Source organism: Limnobacter thiooxidans (assembly GCF_036323495.1).
Lineage (GTDB): Bacteria > Pseudomonadota > Gammaproteobacteria > Burkholderiales > Burkholderiaceae_B > Limnobacter > Limnobacter thiooxidans.
The window spans coordinates 2277393-2294236 of record NZ_AP028947.1 but is presented as its reverse complement, the minus strand read 5'-3'; the positions used below and the strand labels follow the sequence as shown (position 1 = coordinate 2294236).

The window sequence follows — 16844 nt, the reverse complement described above, 5'->3', positions numbered from 1 at the left end:
ATTTTCCTGTCTCACAGGAAAATACACGCGCCATTTGCCACATGAAAAGCCATCGAAGTATTCAAGCAATCAATCTACCCGTCAGCCACATCTTCATTCAACTGTGCCCACGATGATGGCGCGGTTTCGCGCTCTGTTGTCCTCGCTCAAGGCACTTGCCGCATACTCGCCAGAATCTGCAGTTGACGATGCAGTCACTGGTGAGGCCCCATTGCGGGCCGAGCTTTTTACTGCAGCACAGATGGAGCGCCATGGATGGCAACTGGCATCCATCCATGTCGCGGCATTGACTCAACAGGCCGATCGTTTACTGCCCCGCCTGGCGGACAATCGCCGGGCACTGCTCTCCGCGTGCAGTCGGCTCAGCAAAGGGGAGGGGCCACAGTTTCCTGCCGCCGAATGGTTGTTGGACAACATTCATTTGTTTGAAGAAGAAATCCGCACGGCCGAACGTCACCTGCCAAAAGGCTACAGCCGCGAGTTACCACGACTCAGTACGGGCCCCAGCGCTGGTCTTCCCCGAGTTTACGACCTGGCCATTGAATCGGTGGCGCATGGCGATGGGCAGTTGGGGCTTGGCAGCCTCACCCATTTTTTTGCAGCCTACCAGCAGGTGCAGCCTTTGCGCCTGGGCGAACTTTGGGCCATTCCTATCATGCTGAGGCTGGCATTGATTGAAAACTTGCGGCGAGTTGCGGTGGCAGTGGCTGCCAGCCGCGATGAACGCAATCTGGCTGCGAAATGGTCAGACCGCATGCTGGATGTCGCCCACCGCGAGCCCAAAGGACTCATCCTGGTCGTGGCGGACATGACGCGTTCTGATCCGTCCATGAGCCCACCCTTCGTGGCCGAACTGGTTCGCCGTCTGCATGGCCACAGCACCGCGCTGGCCATGCCCTTGAGCTGGCTTGAGCAAAGGCTGGCTGAAATCAACCAGACCACCGATCAACTGGTACAACTTGAGGCACAACAACAGGCAGCAGACCAGGTCACCGTCAGCAACAGCATTGGCAGCTTGCGCTTGCTGGCCGCCACCGACTGGTCAGCCTTTGTTGAAAGTTTGTCAACCGTTGACAAAACCCTGCGCACTGACCCTGCCAACACTTACAGCGCGATGGATTTTGCCACGCGCGACACCTATCGCCATGCGATTGAACAAATTGCCCGCGACACCAATGCCAACGAAGACAATGTCGCCCACTCCGCGATTGCCGCAGCACGCGATGCAGCAAATGCAGACCCGACGCAATGCCCGCGACAAGCGCACGTGGGTTATCACCTGATCGGCCCAGGGCGATTTGCCCTTGAACAAATGTCAGGTAGCGGTCTTCATGCCTTGCAACGCCTGCAGCGTCTGTTTATCCGCCATCCACTGGCATGGTTCAGCACCAGCATCATCACCCTGAGTATCCTGTTTCCTGTGTTGGCACTTTATTGGGCCAACTCGCTGGCACCCATGCCATGGCTGTCGGGTGGGCTGTTGTGGGTCGTCGGGGCTGCCCTGCTACTGGGCGCGAGCCACCTTGCTGTAGCCTGGGTCAACTGGGTGGTGACCCTGTTTGCCGTGCCCAAACCGCTGCCTCGAATGGATTTCTCCCTCGGCATTCCGTCTGCCTCACGTACCTTGGTCGTGGTGCCAACCATGCTTGACAGCGAAGCGGGCGTGGCCGCACTCATCGAGGCCCTCGAGGTGCGCTTTCTTGCCAATCGAGATACCCAGCTTCAATTTGGTTTACTGACTGACTTTCATGATTACACCGCTGAACAGGCGCCAGGCGATGACATCCTTTTGCGCGCAGCCATCACCGGCGTTGAGTCATTAAACGCCAAGTATGCTGCTGCAGAAGATGAAACAGAAGTCAGCAGCCGTTTCTTTCTGTTTCACAGGCCACGTCGATGGAATGCACGCGAAGGCGTCTGGATGGGGCGCGAACGCAAACGCGGCAAACTCGGGGAATTGAATGCCTTGCTGCGTGGTGGCAGTCGTGAATTCGCTGCAGTGGTGGGCAACACGGCGCAACTGCAAGGTGTGCGCTACGTCATCACCTTGGACACCGACACCCAGTTGCCGCGTGATGCGGCCTGGAAACTGGTCGGTACCATGGCGCACCCGCTTAACCAGCCACGATTTGGAGCTGAGGCCAATGCTTCACGCGTGGTGGAAGGTTATGGCATTTTGCAGCCACGAGTAGGCGTCAGCCTGCTGGCTGCGAATTGCACGCGCTATGGTCGCCTGCACGGCAGCGATTCCGGCATTGACCCCTACACCCGCGCAGTCAGTGATGTGTATCAGGATCTGTACGGCGAAGGCTCCTTCATCGGCAAGGGCATCTACGACATTGACGCATTCGAGCAGGCTTTGGCTGGTCAGTTTCCAGACAACCTGGTGCTGAGTCACGACCTGCTTGAAGGGTGTTACGCCCGCAGCGGTTTTTTGAGCGATGTCGACCTGGTTGAAGATTCCCCCACACGTTACGACGCCGACATCAAACGTCGACATCGCTGGATCCGTGGCGACTGGCAGGTCATCAGCTGGCTGTGGCCGCGCGTGCGGCGTGCACCCAACCCGCTGTCCGCATTGTCCCGATTCAAGATACTCGACAACCTCAGGCGCAGCCTTGTACCGATTGCGCTGGTGGCCTGCTTTGCGTTGGGATGGACCGCGTTGCAGCCAGCCTGGTTGTGGACATTGGTAGTCAGCGCAGTCCTGTTTGTGCCCTCTTTGCTCGGACCCTTGACCGAGTTGGTTCACAAACCAACGGGTTTGCCAATACAGCAACACCTGAAGGCTGTCCTTCAATCGCTGTTGCGAAGCCTTGCCCAGGCAGGCCTTTCCTTGGCCTGTCTTGTCTTTGAGGCTTGCGTGAGTGCCGATGCGATAGCACGCACCTTGTGGCGCTTGCATGGCTCGCGCCGTCGCCTGCTTGAATGGGAACCCAGTGCCAACGCCGCGCGTGTAAACCACCAGTCGCCAGCGCAGGATTTTTTACGCACAGTGCGCCGAATGTGGGTCGCCCCTGCATTGTCTGCCGTCATGGCATTGGGGCTGGTTGGTTGGCAACCCGATTCACTTGCAGCAGCCTCGTTGCCGCTTCTTGCATGGTTTTTTTCTCCAGCCATCGTGTGGTGGATCAGTCAGCCACTGGTGCATGCCCGCACCACATTGAATGAGGAACAGGTGCTTCAAATGCGCGAGTTGACTCGCCGCACCTGGGCCTTCTTTGAAACCTTCGTTACGGCTGAAGACAATTTCCTGCCACCCGACAACATGCAGGAAAAACCGGAGCTTCGCGTGGCGCACCGCACCTCGCCCACCAACATCGGTCTGTCGCTGCTGGCCAATCTGGCCGCACGCGACTTCGGTTACCTCACCGAGGGGCAACTCATCGAGCGAACTTCAGCCACCTTCAATGCAATGGACAAGCTCGAGCGTTACCACGGACATTTTCTCAACTGGTACGACACCCGCACACTGGAGCCGCTTCGCCCGGCTTATGTGTCCAGCGTGGACAGCGGCAACCTGGCTGGCCACCTGCTGACCCTGCGTGCGGGTCTGTTGATGTTGGCCGCAGCCCCCCTGCGGTTTGATCGTTTGCGCAGTGGGATCACCGACACATTGGAATTGCTGCGGAAAACCACCACACAGAATAAGCCGGATGGGCTTGTGCGCCTGGCCACCGTGCTGGATGAAGCGTTTCCGGCCGATGCAGAAACAGGAACTCGGCCTGCTGCCCAGGCTTTGGCTGATCTGCACAATTGCGCTTTGCTGGTTCATGCGAAGCTTATCCAAGCCGCACCTGCCGGCGATGAAGCACTGCTGTGGAGTCGCGCGATGGTTCGCCAGTGCGCGGCGGCGCAGGATGAACTCCTGCAACTTGATACAAACGCCTTTGACCAGGATCGCCGCATGCTGTTGTGCAAGCTTGCGCAGCGTGCAGGCGAACTGGCTGAAATGGAATTCGGGTTTCTGTACGACCCGGTTTCCCATTTACTCGCAATTGGTTACAACGTGGATGAACGCCGTCGCGACACCGGATCCTACGATCTGCTTGCGTCCGAAGCGCGCCTGGCTATTTTCATTGGAATTGCGCAGGCCCAACTGCCGCAACAAGCCTGGTTTGCGTTGGGGCGCCACGCCACATCGCAAGCGGGCCGTGCGGTGTTGTTGTCCTGGAGTGGCTCCATGTTTGAATACCTGATGCCCATGCTGGTGATGCCCACTTTCGACAACACCCTGCTGGAAGAAGCCATGCGGGGTGCCGTGGCGCGTCAAATTGATTACGGTAACAAGCGCAACCTGCCATGGGGCGTGTCGGAGTCAGGGTACAACCTCACCGACTCGCACCTGAACTACCAGTACCGCGCATTCGGCGTTCCAGGGCTTGGACTCAAGCGGGGGCTGGGAGAGGACATGGTCATTGCGCCGTATGCCACAGTGCTGGCCTTGATGGTTGACCCTGCGGCGGCGGCAGACAATCTTCAGCGGTTGACCGGTGAAGGTTTGGCTGGGCTGTTTGGCTACTATGAAGCCGCAGATTACACCCCCTTGCGGTTGCGGCGTGGAGAAACGTGTGCAGTGGTCCGTTCCTACATGGTGCACCACCAGGGCATGAGCTTGTTGGCACTGGCCCATGTGTTGCTGGATCAGCCCATGCAAAAGCGTTTCGGGTTTGATCCGCAACTGCGCGCGACATTGCTGCTGCTTCAGGAACGCATTCCCAAAGCCATTGCCTTTCATGAAACAAGCGAGCGTATTTTTGATCGCGCCAGCTTTTCCAACATCGAAATGCCGCTTCGGATCATGCGCACACCCCACACGCCTTCACCCGAGGTTCAACTGCTCTCGAACGGTCGTTACCTGGTGATGTTGACCAATGCCGGTGGGGGCTACAGCCGCTGGAAAGAACTGGCCATTAGCCGCTGGCGCGAAGACACCGTCGCTGATTCGTGGGGCAGCTTCTGCTACCTGCGCGATGTGGAAACCGGCAGTTTCTGGTCAAGCATGCATCAGCCCACGCGGCGAAAGCCTGACCTGGATGAAACCATTTTCTCTGAAGGCCGTGCCGAGTACCGTCGACAGGATGCAGGCATTGAGGCCTACACGGAAATCGTGGTTTCACCCGAAGACGACATCGAGCTGCGTCGCCTCCAACTGACGAACCTCAGTGCCACGCGCCGCACCATCGAAATCACCACCTACACCGAGCCAGTGCTGAGCCCCGCGGCGGCTGATGCACAACACCCGGCCTTCAGCAAACTGTTTTTGCAAACCGAGATTCTCAAGGACCCTGCAGCGCTGCTTTGTGCAAGGCGCCCCCGATCGAACGACGATTCACAACCCTGGATGTTTCATCTCGTGGCCCCTCATGGCGCCAAGTCAGGGCCGGTGTCGCATGAAACCGATCGGGCCCGCTTCATTGGTCGTGGGCGAAGTTTGCAATCTCCTGCAGCATTGCGCAAAAGCGGGCCCTTGTCGGGCACTGCGGGTGCAGTGCTTGATCCGGTGCTGGCCACTCGCTGCGTGATTACGCTGGAACCTGATCAAACTGCCACCATTGACCTTGTGTATGGTGTTGCTGAAAGCCGCGAAGCCTGTGTCGCGCTGGTCCACAAGTACCGGGACAGGCATCTCGCCGACCGCGTGTTTGAACTTGCTTGGACCCACAGCCAGGTGAATCTGCGACAAATCAACGCCACCGAAGCAGACGCCCAACTGTATGCCCGCCTGGCCAACAGCGTCATGTATTCCGAGCCTGCACTGCGTGCAGCCGCCAGTGTGCTAGTGCGCAACCGCCGCGCCCAATCCGGGTTGTGGGGTTATGAAATTTCCGGTGATCTGCCTATCGTCCTGTTGCAGCTAAGCGATTCCGCAAACATTCAACTGGTTCACCAACTGGTGCAGGCGCATGCGTGGTGGCGATTGAAAGGGCTTGCGGTTGACCTGGTTATCTGGAATGAAGAACGCGATGTGTACCGCCAACGTTTGCATGAACAAATACTGGGGCTGATTGCGGGCAGCATTGAATCCCGTGAGTCAGACAGACCCGGTGGTATCTTCGTGCGGCAGGCCGCACACATTGCGCTTGAAGACCGCATTTTGCTGCAGTCGGTTGCCCGCGCGATCATCAGCGACAGGCTGGGCACCTTTGCCGAACAGGTGGACCGCAAACGAATTCCGGTGCGCCGTATCCGCGCGCTGGAAATCACACGAAGAATGCCACTACCTGCACCCGCCACCGCGCAGCCATCACGTCCCCAACTGCTATTCGACAACGGCTTGGGTGGTTTCAGACCCGATGGTCGCGAATACATCGTCGCGCCACCTGCGGGATCGCGTCCACCCGCCCCCTGGGCCAACGTCATTGCCAATCCGCGCTTTGGCACTGTGATAACCGATGCAGGTAGCAGCTACACCTGGTGCGAAAACGCCCATGAACTGCGCCTTTCACCCTGGCACAACGATGCGGTGACTGACGAATGTGGTGAAGTGTTGTACCTGCGCGATGAAGACACCGGCCACGTCTGGCATCCCACCTCATTGCCGCAACGCGACGATGAACCCGATGACCGGGCAGGGTCTGTGTTTACAACTCGCCATGGCTTTGGCTACAGCGTCTTTGAACACAGTGAGTTCGGAATTCACAGCGAACTGACTGTATTCGTTGCCAACGATGCAGCCGTGAAGTTCTCAAGACTCGTGCTCACCAACCAGGGCACACGTCCGCGAAATCTCAGCGCCACATCGTATGTCGAGTGGGTGTTGGGTGACATGCGCGCCAAAACATCGCCCCACCTGTGTACTGAAATTGCCACCGACACCGGCGCGGTGTTGGCTCGCAACCGTTACAGCAACCAGTTCGGCAACTGGGTTGCATTTCTCGACATTGACGAAGGCGACCGTTCAAACGCCACCATGACCTGCGACCGCGATGAATTCATCGGTCGAAATGGATCCTTGCGCAGGCCTGCTGCCATGGGGCGCGCGCATCTTTCGGGTCGCAGCGGTGTTGCGCTCGACGCATGTGCGGCCATTCAGGTCATGCTTCGGCTCGAGCCGGGGCAATCCCGCGAAATTACCTTTCGCTTAGGAATGGGCAGAAGTCTTGATGAAGCCACTCAACTGGTGCGCCGCTTTCGCGGCAGTGCAGCCACACGGCACGCGCTCGAGGAAGTGAACGCCCATTGGCGACATACACTGGGTGCCGTACAAGTCAAAACGCCAGACCCCGCAATCAATCTGCTTGCCAATGGTTGGTTGGTGTATCAAACCCTGGGTTGCCGCATGATGGCCCGCAGCGGCTTTTATCAATCGGGCGGAGCATTCGGTTTTCGGGACCAGCTGCAAGACGCCATGGCGCTGGTGCACACCAGCCCGGATACCTTGCGTGAACACCTGCTGGTCTGCGCCAGCCGACAGTTTCCGGAAGGTGATGTGCAGCACTGGTGGCACCCACCTTCAGGTCATGGCGTTCGCACCCAGATTTCCGACGATTACCTGTGGCTGCCACTGGCTTTGTGCCGCTACCTCCAGGCCACGAACGACACCGGTGTGCTCGAGGAGCGCGTGCCGTTCCTCGAAGGCCGGGTGCTGGGTGCCGATGAAGAGTCTTACTACGACTTGCCTGCCCGTTCCGGTCAGGAAGCCAGCCTATACGACCACGCCGTTCTGGCCTTGTTGCATGGCCTTCGTTTCGGCGCGCATGGTTTGCCCTTGATGGGCGCCGGCGACTGGAACGACGGAATGAACCGCGTGGGCCATCACGGTCAAGGCGAAAGCGTGTGGCTCGGCTTCTTCCTCTGTGACGTGTTGCGGCAATTCGCCCCTCTGGCACGCGCCCGTGGTGACGAGGTGTTTGCCAATCGCTGTGAAACCGAGCGCAGCCTTCTCGCACAAAGGCTTGAAGCCAACGCCTGGGATGGCGCATGGTATCGCCGTGCCTGGTTTGACGACGGCCAGCCCCTTGGTTCCAGCAGCAGTGTGGAATGCCAGATCGATTCAATTGCCCAAAGCTGGTCGGTGTTGTCCGGCGTGGCCAGCCCTGATCGGGCAAGTCGGGCGATGGATTCACTCGACGCACGGTTGGTGCAGGGCAATACCGGCGTGGTGCGTCTGCTCGACCCGCCATTCGATCGACAGGGTCCCGACCCTGGCTACATTGCCGGTTACCTGCCTGGTGTGCGGGAAAACGGCGGGCAGTACACCCATGCAGCAGTGTGGGCAGCCATGGCATTCGCAGCACAAGCAGATGCGAAACGCGCTTGGCAGGTGATGGACCTGATCAATCCGCTCAATCATGCTCGAACAGCCGATGAAGTGGCGGTGTACAAGGTCGAACCCTATGTGGTTGCCGCCGATGTTTACAGCGTGGCCCCGCACACCGGGCGTGGCGGCTGGAGTTGGTACACCGGCTCGGCGGGCTGGATGTACAGGCTGGTGATCGAATCGCTGCTGGGCTTGCGCTTGCAGACCAGTGCAGAAGGGGCGATGCTGCGAGTTGAACCTTGTGTCCCCGCCGACTGGACCGCTTATTCAATCGACTATCGGTATCGTGAAACCACCTATCGCCTTCAAATTGAAGTGCTTGATGAGGCCGCAGCACTACTTATCGAACTGGATGGGATCGCTGTAGAGGGAGTGGGAATTCCATTGGTGGACGATGGGCTGCCACACAAGGTGTTGATACGCATCAAGCGGTTTTCGGTGTAGTAATCAAGCGACTTTCAAAAGTCGCTTGGTTAATTTAGCTTTGTTATTGCAAATTGTGTTATTACAGTAACCTGATTATTTAATGATTGCAGGTTAGTAGTAATGAATTCCCCATCTGATCGCACGCTCACCCAGAGCGCCCAATTCCATCGCACCCCTTTTCTGGCTGGCGGCGATGTTGAGTCAAAACGCGCCGAGCTGTTGCAGTACTTCCATGCCTCCTTTGATCGCTACGAATCACTCTTCGAAGTGCTCAGTTGCGACGAGGCGTATTACAAGAAGCCGATTGCACTTCGCCATCCGCTGATTTTCTATTTCGGCCACACCGCAACTTTCTTCATCAACAAGTTCCTGCTTGCTGGCCTGATCAACAAGCGGGTTGATCCCCGCTTGGAGTCAATGTGTGCTGTTGGCGTGGACGAAATGAGCTGGGACGACTTGAACGACGCCCATTACGATTGGCCTACTGTCGCGGAAGTCCGAGAATACCGCCGAAAGGTGCGGCAAGTTGTCGACCAGGTCATTCGCAACACACCGTTTACCCTGCCGATTGGCTGGAACGATCCATTCTGGGCCGTGCTGATGGGCATTGAACACGAGCACATCCACCTTGAAACATCTTCGGTGTTGATGCGCCAGCATGCCCTTCACTTCGTCAAGCCGCACCCTGCCTGGCAGCCTTGTCGCGAAAATGGCGCTGCACCGATTAATACGCTGCTGGAAATTCCCGCAGGCCATGTCATGCTTGGCCGTAACCTGACTGATCCGGTTTACGGATGGGACAACGAATACGGCAAGCATCAAGCCGATGTGCCGTCTTTCAAGGCGTCTCGCTTCCTCGTTAGCAACGGCGAGTTCAGGGAATTTGTGGATGCGGGTGGCTACACCCTGGACCGTTACTGGGACGAAGAGAGCGCGGACTGGAAGCGATTTGCGCAAGCCACACACCCTACCTTCTGGGTGCCCGATGCTTCAGTACAAGGTGGCTGGAAGCTGCGTTTGATGGCTGAAGAAGTGCCCATGCCCTGGAACTGGCCGGTGGAAACCAACTACCACGAATCAAACGCGTTTTGTCGCTGGAAAGCCGAGCAAACCGGGCAGCCAGTTCGCTTGCCCACCGAGGATGAATGGAACCGGATTTACGACCATGTTCAGCTTTCGGATGTGCCACACGATAAAAAAGCCGCGGCCAACCTGCACCTGGACCATTGGGCTTCAAGCTGTCCGGTGAATCAATTTGCACACGGCGAATTGTTTGACGTGGTGGGTAATGTTTGGCAATGGTGCGAAACGCCGACTTACCCCTTCGACGGCTTCAATGTTCACCCGATCTATGACGATTTCACAAGCCCAACTTTCGACAACCGACACAACCTGATCAAGGGCGGCAGCTGGATTTCTTGCGGCAATGAATCCCGCCATGTTTCCCGCTATGCGTTTCGCCGCCATTTTTTCCAGCATGCCGGGTTCCGGTACATCGAAACCGAGACACCTGCGATCAATCCCTTGTCCACTTATGAAACCGACGCCATGGTTTCCCAGTACGCCGAATTCCATTACGGTGATTCCGCCTTTGGTGTGCCTAACTTTCCCAAGGCGATAGCCGACCTGGCCATTGCAGCACACGCCCGCCATGGTAACCGTATGCAGGGCAGGGCGCTTGACCTGGGTTGCGCCACTGGCCGTTCCAGCTTCGAGCTGGCGAAGGCCTTCGACAAGGTCATCGGCATTGATTTTTCTGCACTCTTTATCCAGGTCGGTGCCCGTTTGCTTGACACCGGAACGGTCCGCTACACCCTGCCTGACGAAGGCGAACTGCTGAATTACTACGAGCGCCGACTGGACACTCTGGGCCTGGCCGACACTGCAAACCGGGTCGAATTCTGGCAGGGCGATGCCTGCAATCTCAAGGACGCGTTTTCCGGCTTCGACCTGATCCTGGCCGCCAACCTGATTGATCGCCTTTACTCACCCCGCCGTTTCCTCGACACGGTAGCTGCCCGCCTTAACCCCGGTGGCCTGCTGGTACTAAGTTCCCCTTACACCTGGCTTGAGGAGTACACCAAACGCAGCGAGTGGATCGGAGGCTTCAAAAAAGATGGCGAATCGTACAGCACACTGGACGGTCTCAAGGAAATCCTGGGTGAACACTTCACCTTGGTTGAAGGGCCGCAAGCTGTGCCTTTTGTGATCCGCGAAACGCGGCGCAAGCACCAGTACACCGTGAGTGAAGCGACGGTGTGGAAGCGCAAGTGATGAGTTTGGCTTAGGGCAAGCCCTGCATTTCATGACATAAGTTGCAGGGTACTTCACTGGCGTTTTAAACTTTTAGGGCCAGTTGGTAAGTACGCGCTAGCCATTTTTCCCGAGTTGCGAAACTCGAATTTTTCACCGGCCCAAAGCTGGTCGTTGCGACTGGCTTGATGCCACAAAACTCGAGAATGGTTCGCTTCATCTGATTGTGCCCAGGCATGCGGTAAACCAATCGGTAATACCAGGGTGGTGTGTCCATGGTTGCAATCAAGTGTGCAGTTCTGTTGGCCAACAGACCGTCAGCCATCAAGGCTCCTTTTTGAAACTTGAACGCAAATCCGGGCAGAAGAATCCGGTCAAAAAAGCCTTTCAGTATGGCTGGAATCGATCCCCACCAAATCGGATAGACAAACACAAGGTGTTCAGCCCAGACGATCGAGTCTTGCGCGGCAACCAGATCTGGTTCAAGAGGCTGAATGGTGTTGTAACCATCATGCAGAATGGGGTCAAACTGAAGCTTGCCCAGACTGAGCAATCGAACTTCGTGACCAGCGGCTTGTGCCCCCTTCACGTAGGTTTTCGCAACAGCGCCACATAAACTTTCTTCAGCAGGGTGACCAAGAATCACCAAAATTCGTTTGCCCATTGTCCGCTTCCTTTTTGAAAACAAGGAGCTTAAAGCTTGCCCCTAGGGGAAGAGTCAACAGGCATCCCGCACTGCATGGTGTCTGGAGAATCGCGTAACTGTTGCTCAAACTGGTTTAGCAGCTTGATCTGAGCCTGTGCCGATTCAATCTGGAGTTCGATCGCCAGTCGTTTGAGTCGAATCTGTTCAATCATGTACGTCACGCTGGAACCCAGGCCATTGGTGTTGTTTGCCAGTGTTTCAACGAGTTCCTTGAGCTTGAAGCCAAGTGACTGCGCGCAGCGAATGGTTTGAATTTGATCCACGACCAGTGCGGGATAAACGCGATAGTTGCCTTTGCGAACGGGCTTCTGGATCAAGCCCAATTGCTCATACAAATAGATGGCCTTTCGGGAGGCACCAGACTTTTTTGCGAGTTCGCCGATGTACATGTTTTAGTTTAAAGATCCAGAGTTGTTTTGTCTCAGCACAAAAACAAAAGGACTGATCACCGTTATTTGCGCAAACCTGCAATGTTTAGGTCAGTTACTGATTCGGCGTATTCCTCAATCCATTCAGGGTGATGCTGTGTGTTCAGCATGTCAATCCACCAAACCGGATCAATTCATACACCTTCTTCAACAAATCTTTATCCACTGCATGGAGGTAATCCGCGGCAGCCTAATTGCATTCAGATTGGTCCTGAAAGTTTACTTCATCGACCGCCATCGCCGAAACAGCACGGCATGGCCATGGTCCACTTTCGAAATGAAGCGTCGACTTTCCCAATTTGAGTTGGGTGATTACCGCCCTCTCAAAAAGAATTGAAACGGGGCTCGTGCTCCTGATGTACCAGTACAAGGTTCAGGCCAGTGGCCTGAACCTTGCAGTCTATTCAATCAAACACCGTATTTCTTGAACCAGTCGTTCGCCAGCTTCTGCGCGTAGGTCGCAGCAGCCTTGTCATAAGTGGGGCGATAGTCCGCATTGAAGCCATGGTCCACATTCGGGAACACCACGATTTCCGAACCACTGCCGCCTTTGTTGATTAGTCCGCGCATCTTGGCGATGGTTTCCTGCTTGACGAAGGCGTCAATGCCGGAGTAAAGCCCCAGCACCGGTACCTTGATCTCGCCGGCAAAGTCAATCGGATCTTCCGGGCGCAGGTCGGGCGTCTTCAGGCCTTCGAGCAAGCCGTAGTAGGCAACAGCTGCGTTCAACTTGCTGTTGTGTCGGGCATAAACCCAGGCCGTGCGCCCACCCCAGCAATAGCCCACCAAGCCAGTCCGTTTTGCATCGGCGTGGCCACTGGCACGGGCAAAAGCCAATGTGGCGTCTAGGTCGGCGCAAACCTGTGCATCAGGCACCTTGGACACCACTTGGGACAGAATGGTCTGAATGTCTGTCAGCTTGGACACATCGCCCTGGCGCGCAAACATTTCCGGTGCAATCGCGTAATAGCCCATCTTGGCGTAACGGCGGCACATGTCCTTGATGTGCTCATGCACGCCGAAAATCTCCTGCACCACCAGCATCACCGGGAATTTTCCGGGGCCCGCAGGCATGGCGCGGTAAGCGGGGATCTTGCCATCGGCAACCGGGATGCTGACTTCACCCGCGACCAGCCCTTTGCTGGGGGTTGTAATGGCATCAGCCATCACCGGGTTGGATGCTAGCGCAAAGCCCGTCGCCAGTGAAGTGACCAGAAAGCCACGTCGTGACAATCCGGCTTCGTCGTTGTTCGCCGTTTCAACGGGATGGTTGAAGTTGATCGGTTTGAGTCCGTAATCGTTCAGTTTCATGAGTACTCCAATAATAATTAAAAGCTGTGTTGCTACAAGCTGGTCACCAGTTTACCTCTTCAACGGCTCATCTGTTTGATCCGGGTGGCCGGCAAGGTGCGCACTACTGCGTCTTCCTGGTCAGCCTGAATACAATGTGGCTGCTTCCAGTCACCCTGGTAGGCGATTTGATCAACGCCGCCAGGGCCGACACCGCCCGGCACATGGTCAAGCTTGAGGTTGTTGCGGGTACGCCATGCGATAGCGTGGTCGGCGCAGGAGCTGTCGCCCGACACGCCCACTGCACCCAGCAATGTCCCCTTGCTGTCATACAGGGCCAGTCCGCCACCAAACACATTGATGCCACCCATGTGCTGACCCACCAACGGGTCATTGGGCTGACCCCAGGTTTTGACTGGCCCCTGCATGGCCACTGCTGCGTTGACCGGGTTACTCTCTTGCAGGCCGAACAGGCTGCCGCCTGGTTGAACTGCGCTGTACAGGTTTGCTGTAGCCAGGGCCAGGCCGGGCAGGCTGAAGGCATTGGCCGTGTAGGCCTTTTGCGCCGAGATAGCGCGGCTTCCTGGCCATTGGTCGCCCAATTCCTTGCCAGTGAAAGCCACGGCGCACACGGTTCCGCTTCGCGACACCACCGCACCCCACATGTCCAGGTTGAAGCCCGCATTGTCGGCCTTGCGTGCAGCCACCAATGCATCGCGCAGTTGGGCATGGGTTGGTAACGTGACACATTCTGAAGACGCAGCAGCAGGCGAGGCAGCATGCGAAGTCAGGCTTGCTGATATCAACAGCGCAGCAATAGTCAAGGCAACAGAGCGAGTAGGTGCGGTCATGGAGATTCCTTTGGGTGTGATTACGATGGCCGCAGTGTCGCAGTTATCATTAATCGTGTATATGGAATAGAAGGGAATTAAGAATTCCGGTTATTGGAATAAAAATAGGGTTCATAACATGCTTCATCTTCAAGATCGACTCAGGATTTTTTGCGTTGCGGCAGAGGCAGAAAGCTTTCGTGATGCCGCGTCACGTTTGGGCATGTCCCCGCAAGGTGTCACCCGCGCCGTTCAGGAACTTGAGGCGCATTACGGTGAATTGCTTTTTCACCGCACCACCCGCAGGGTGCACATCACTGACTTCGGGGCTGAACTGGCGCCTCGCGTGCGAGCCTGTCTGGATCAACTGGAAGCCGTGCTTGCACCTGCCTCGCCACAGGCCACTGCCGGACTGGTGGGCCGCGTTCGGGTCACGGCTCCCCGCAGTCTTGGCCGGTTGAGGGTGCTGCCAGCACTCAACGAAGTGGCACGCCTTCATCCGGGTATTGTCATCGACATTCGGCTTTCCGATGAACTGGCCGATGTGGTCGATGGGCAGATTGATGTGGGTGTTCGCATGGGCCTGTTCAAAGACAACGGCTTTGTCGTGCGCAAAGTCGGCTCGGTGGATTTCGGTGTTTATGGCAGCCGGTCACTCATCAAACACCACGGCATTCCCCAGCGAATAACAGACCTGGCCGCTTTGCCCACCACAGGGCTGATCGACCACAGAGCAGGCCGGCCCTGGCACTGGTTTTTCAGCAAAGAACGCCGTGTGCTCCCCGAGCCGTTTGCATTCGTGACCGACGACCCGGAAGCAGAGTGTGATGCGGTTTTGTCTGGTGTGGCTTTTGGGCAGTTACCAGATTACCTTGCACAGCGCCATGTCCAGGCCAGGCGCTTGGTCCGCGTTCTCGAGGAGGATTCTCCAGCACCTTGGGATGTTTATGTGTATCGGCCCCAGCGAGGGCCTGTGCCCACGCGAGTGCGGCTGGTATTTGATGCGATTGTCGAAGCCCTCAAAAAAGACGATTCAGCAAGTGGATTGTCATGAATATACAAACGCGCTTGCGGAATCAATAACAGGTAGAGTGAATTCTTTGATACTTGATTTGCTTGGAGGAAATTGATCATGCGCAAGTTGATTTCAGTTGTCATATTTCTCCTGATCACTGGAACAAATCCAGTCTTTGCACAGGAAAAACTGAACTCTGAATACAAGTACGGTTTAGACCTAGCACAAGAAGTCGATTTTTATCCATTGCTCGGCAAACCCCAAGCACCACTGGTAGTGTTTGTTCATGGTGGTGGTTGGGTGATAGGTGACAAAGCGATTGGGACTCGAAATAAACCCGCTTTCTATCACCAACTGGGTTTTGCTTTTGCCTCAGTCAACTATCGGCTTTTGTCCAAAAGCAGTTCCAGAGAAAATCAGGCACTGTCTCCCAATGACCAAGCCAGCGATGTGGCCGCCGCGGTAGGCTATCTTCGAAACAAAGCAGCGCAGTTGGGGTTTGACTCAAACAACATTGTGTTGATGGGGCACAGCGCCGGAGCACACTTGGCCGCCCTAGTTTCTGCAAATCCATCCTATTTGGAAACCGCGGGTGTGCCCATGTCGGCCGTGAAAGGTGTGATCTTGCTGGACGGTGCAGGCTATGACGTCAATCGACAAATGGATGCAATTGCCAATTCAGGTCGGAAAAACCGATGGGCTACAAGAATGTATGAATCTGCTTTTGGTCTGAATCCCAAAGTTCGTCAGGCGCTTTCACCGTTCACGCACGCAAGGCAACCCAATGTCGCTTCTTGGCTGATACTTCACGTTGCGGATCGGGAAGATTCCCGTGACCAATCTGAAGCTTTGGGCAATGAACTGAATTTGAACGGATCCAATGCGACTGTTCTGGCTGTACCCGATAGTTCACATCGATCCGTGAATCAGGATGCGGGGTCAGCTGAATCTTTCGTTGGCAAAGCAATTTCAACCTTTCTGTCAGAGTTGAAATAAAACAGCAGGGTAGGGTAAAAAATGATGGATTGGGTGCCGATAGTCTTCGTCACGTTCAAACTTCTCGTGCTCGGTACGGGCATGTTCTTCGCCATTAAATGGCATTACGATCGAGGAAATAAAAACAGGGTGCAGGAAAAGAGCGCAGTGTTGCGCGTGAGCGGAAAGGTCGCCGTGGTCTTTGTGCTTCTGCTGTTGGGCCTGGTGCTCGTCACTTTCTTCGTTGGCGGAATGCTAGGTTTGGATCTGACCTTACCGTGATGTCCACGGATCCGCTGAACACCTTTAATACGAGTAGCTGTGCGGAAGCCACAAAACAAAAAGGTCAATCACCTTATAAGCGATTGACCTTCTTGAGTATTTGGTTGCGGGGGCAGGATTTGAACCTACGACCTTGGTTATGAGTATTTATTCGTTTAGAGATCACTAGCGGTGAAATTCGATAAATAGCGGGATAAATCGGGGCGTTCACTAGGCCAGTGCTGGCTTTCCGGTCACTCGCAGGGGTGCCTCTTTACACCGCTTTAGACCTATCGTGTTTAGGTGCACCCCTGGGCACACGCACTCGATTTCTTTACTTTAGTAATTTCTATGAGATTGAATTGACCTTCAGGCTAGGCAAATCGACAGCATCTTA

Annotated in this window: 9 protein-coding genes; 5 read left to right on the top strand and 4 right to left on the bottom strand. The window is 56.0% G+C overall.

Going from position 1 to position 16844, the window contains the following annotated elements:
* Nucleotides 1–112: 112 nt before the first annotated feature.
* Complete coding sequence (locus RGQ30_RS10435) at nucleotides 113–8707, top strand: glycoside hydrolase family 94 protein (protein WP_338284390.1); 8595 nt, start codon at nucleotides 113–115, stop codon at nucleotides 8705–8707.
* Between the two features lie 102 nt (nucleotides 8708–8809).
* Nucleotides 8810–10963 carry a 5-histidylcysteine sulfoxide synthase gene (ovoA, locus tag RGQ30_RS10430; protein ID WP_130555979.1) on the top strand — a complete coding sequence of 718 codons (2154 nt, stop codon included), beginning with the start codon at nucleotides 8810–8812 and terminating at the stop codon, nucleotides 10961–10963.
* A gap of 64 nt (nucleotides 10964–11027) precedes the next feature.
* Here ovoA and RGQ30_RS10425 read toward each other — a convergent pair whose 3' ends face one another.
* The 4 genes from RGQ30_RS10425 to RGQ30_RS10410 form a co-directional block, all read right to left on the bottom strand.
* Entirely contained in the window at nucleotides 11028–11606 is a 579-nt protein-coding gene (locus RGQ30_RS10425) for an NAD(P)H-dependent oxidoreductase (protein WP_130555980.1), read from the bottom strand.
* A 29-nt stretch (nucleotides 11607–11635) separates the two neighbouring features.
* On the bottom strand, nucleotides 11636–12037 hold the full coding sequence (locus tag RGQ30_RS10420) for a MerR family transcriptional regulator (protein WP_130555981.1): 402 nt from the start codon (nucleotides 12035–12037) through the stop codon (nucleotides 11636–11638).
* Nucleotides 12038–12484: 447 nt separating this feature from the next.
* The gene (locus tag RGQ30_RS10415; protein WP_130555982.1) at nucleotides 12485–13387 is read right to left on the bottom strand and encodes a dienelactone hydrolase family protein; all 903 of its coding nucleotides are present in this window, start codon (nucleotides 13385–13387) and stop codon (nucleotides 12485–12487) included.
* A 59-nt stretch (nucleotides 13388–13446) separates the two neighbouring features.
* Entirely contained in the window at nucleotides 13447–14217 is a 771-nt protein-coding gene (locus tag RGQ30_RS10410; RefSeq protein WP_130555983.1) for a GlcG/HbpS family heme-binding protein, read from the bottom strand.
* A gap of 118 nt (nucleotides 14218–14335) precedes the next feature.
* Here RGQ30_RS10410 and RGQ30_RS10405 point away from each other — a divergent pair, with 118 nt between their 5' ends.
* From RGQ30_RS10405 to RGQ30_RS10395, 3 genes are all read left to right on the top strand, one after another.
* Entirely contained in the window at nucleotides 14336–15250 is a 915-nt protein-coding gene (locus tag RGQ30_RS10405; RefSeq protein ID WP_130555984.1) for a LysR family transcriptional regulator, read from the top strand.
* 78 nt (nucleotides 15251–15328) lie between these two features.
* The gene (locus tag RGQ30_RS10400; RefSeq protein ID WP_130555985.1) at nucleotides 15329–16207 is read left to right on the top strand and encodes an alpha/beta hydrolase; all 879 of its coding nucleotides are present in this window, start codon (nucleotides 15329–15331) and stop codon (nucleotides 16205–16207) included.
* 21 nt (nucleotides 16208–16228) lie between these two features.
* A complete protein-coding gene (locus RGQ30_RS10395) occupies nucleotides 16229–16468 on the top strand; it encodes a hypothetical protein (protein ID WP_130555986.1) in 240 nt (79 codons plus the stop codon).
* Nucleotides 16469–16844: the final 376 nt, after the last annotated feature.

Excerpts from the sequence above, each read along its gene's own strand:
- RGQ30_RS10435 (WP_338284390.1), top strand. The coding sequence starts at position 113 with ATGATGGCGCGGTTTCGCGCTCTGTTGTCCTCGCTCAAGGCACTTGCC.
- ovoA (WP_130555979.1), top strand. The coding sequence starts at position 8,810 with ATGAATTCCCCATCTGATCGCACGCTCACCCAGAGCGCCCAATTCCAT.
- RGQ30_RS10425 (WP_130555980.1), bottom strand. The coding sequence starts at position 11,606 with ATGGGCAAACGAATTTTGGTGATTCTTGGTCACCCTGCTGAAGAAAGT.
- RGQ30_RS10420 (WP_130555981.1), bottom strand. The coding sequence starts at position 12,037 with ATGTACATCGGCGAACTCGCAAAAAAGTCTGGTGCCTCCCGAAAGGCC.
- RGQ30_RS10415 (WP_130555982.1), bottom strand. The coding sequence starts at position 13,387 with ATGAAACTGAACGATTACGGACTCAAACCGATCAACTTCAACCATCCC.
- RGQ30_RS10410 (WP_130555983.1), bottom strand. The coding sequence starts at position 14,217 with ATGACCGCACCTACTCGCTCTGTTGCCTTGACTATTGCTGCGCTGTTG.
- RGQ30_RS10405 (WP_130555984.1), top strand. The coding sequence starts at position 14,336 with ATGCTTCATCTTCAAGATCGACTCAGGATTTTTTGCGTTGCGGCAGAG.
- RGQ30_RS10400 (WP_130555985.1), top strand. The coding sequence starts at position 15,329 with ATGCGCAAGTTGATTTCAGTTGTCATATTTCTCCTGATCACTGGAACA.
- RGQ30_RS10395 (WP_130555986.1), top strand. The coding sequence starts at position 16,229 with ATGATGGATTGGGTGCCGATAGTCTTCGTCACGTTCAAACTTCTCGTG.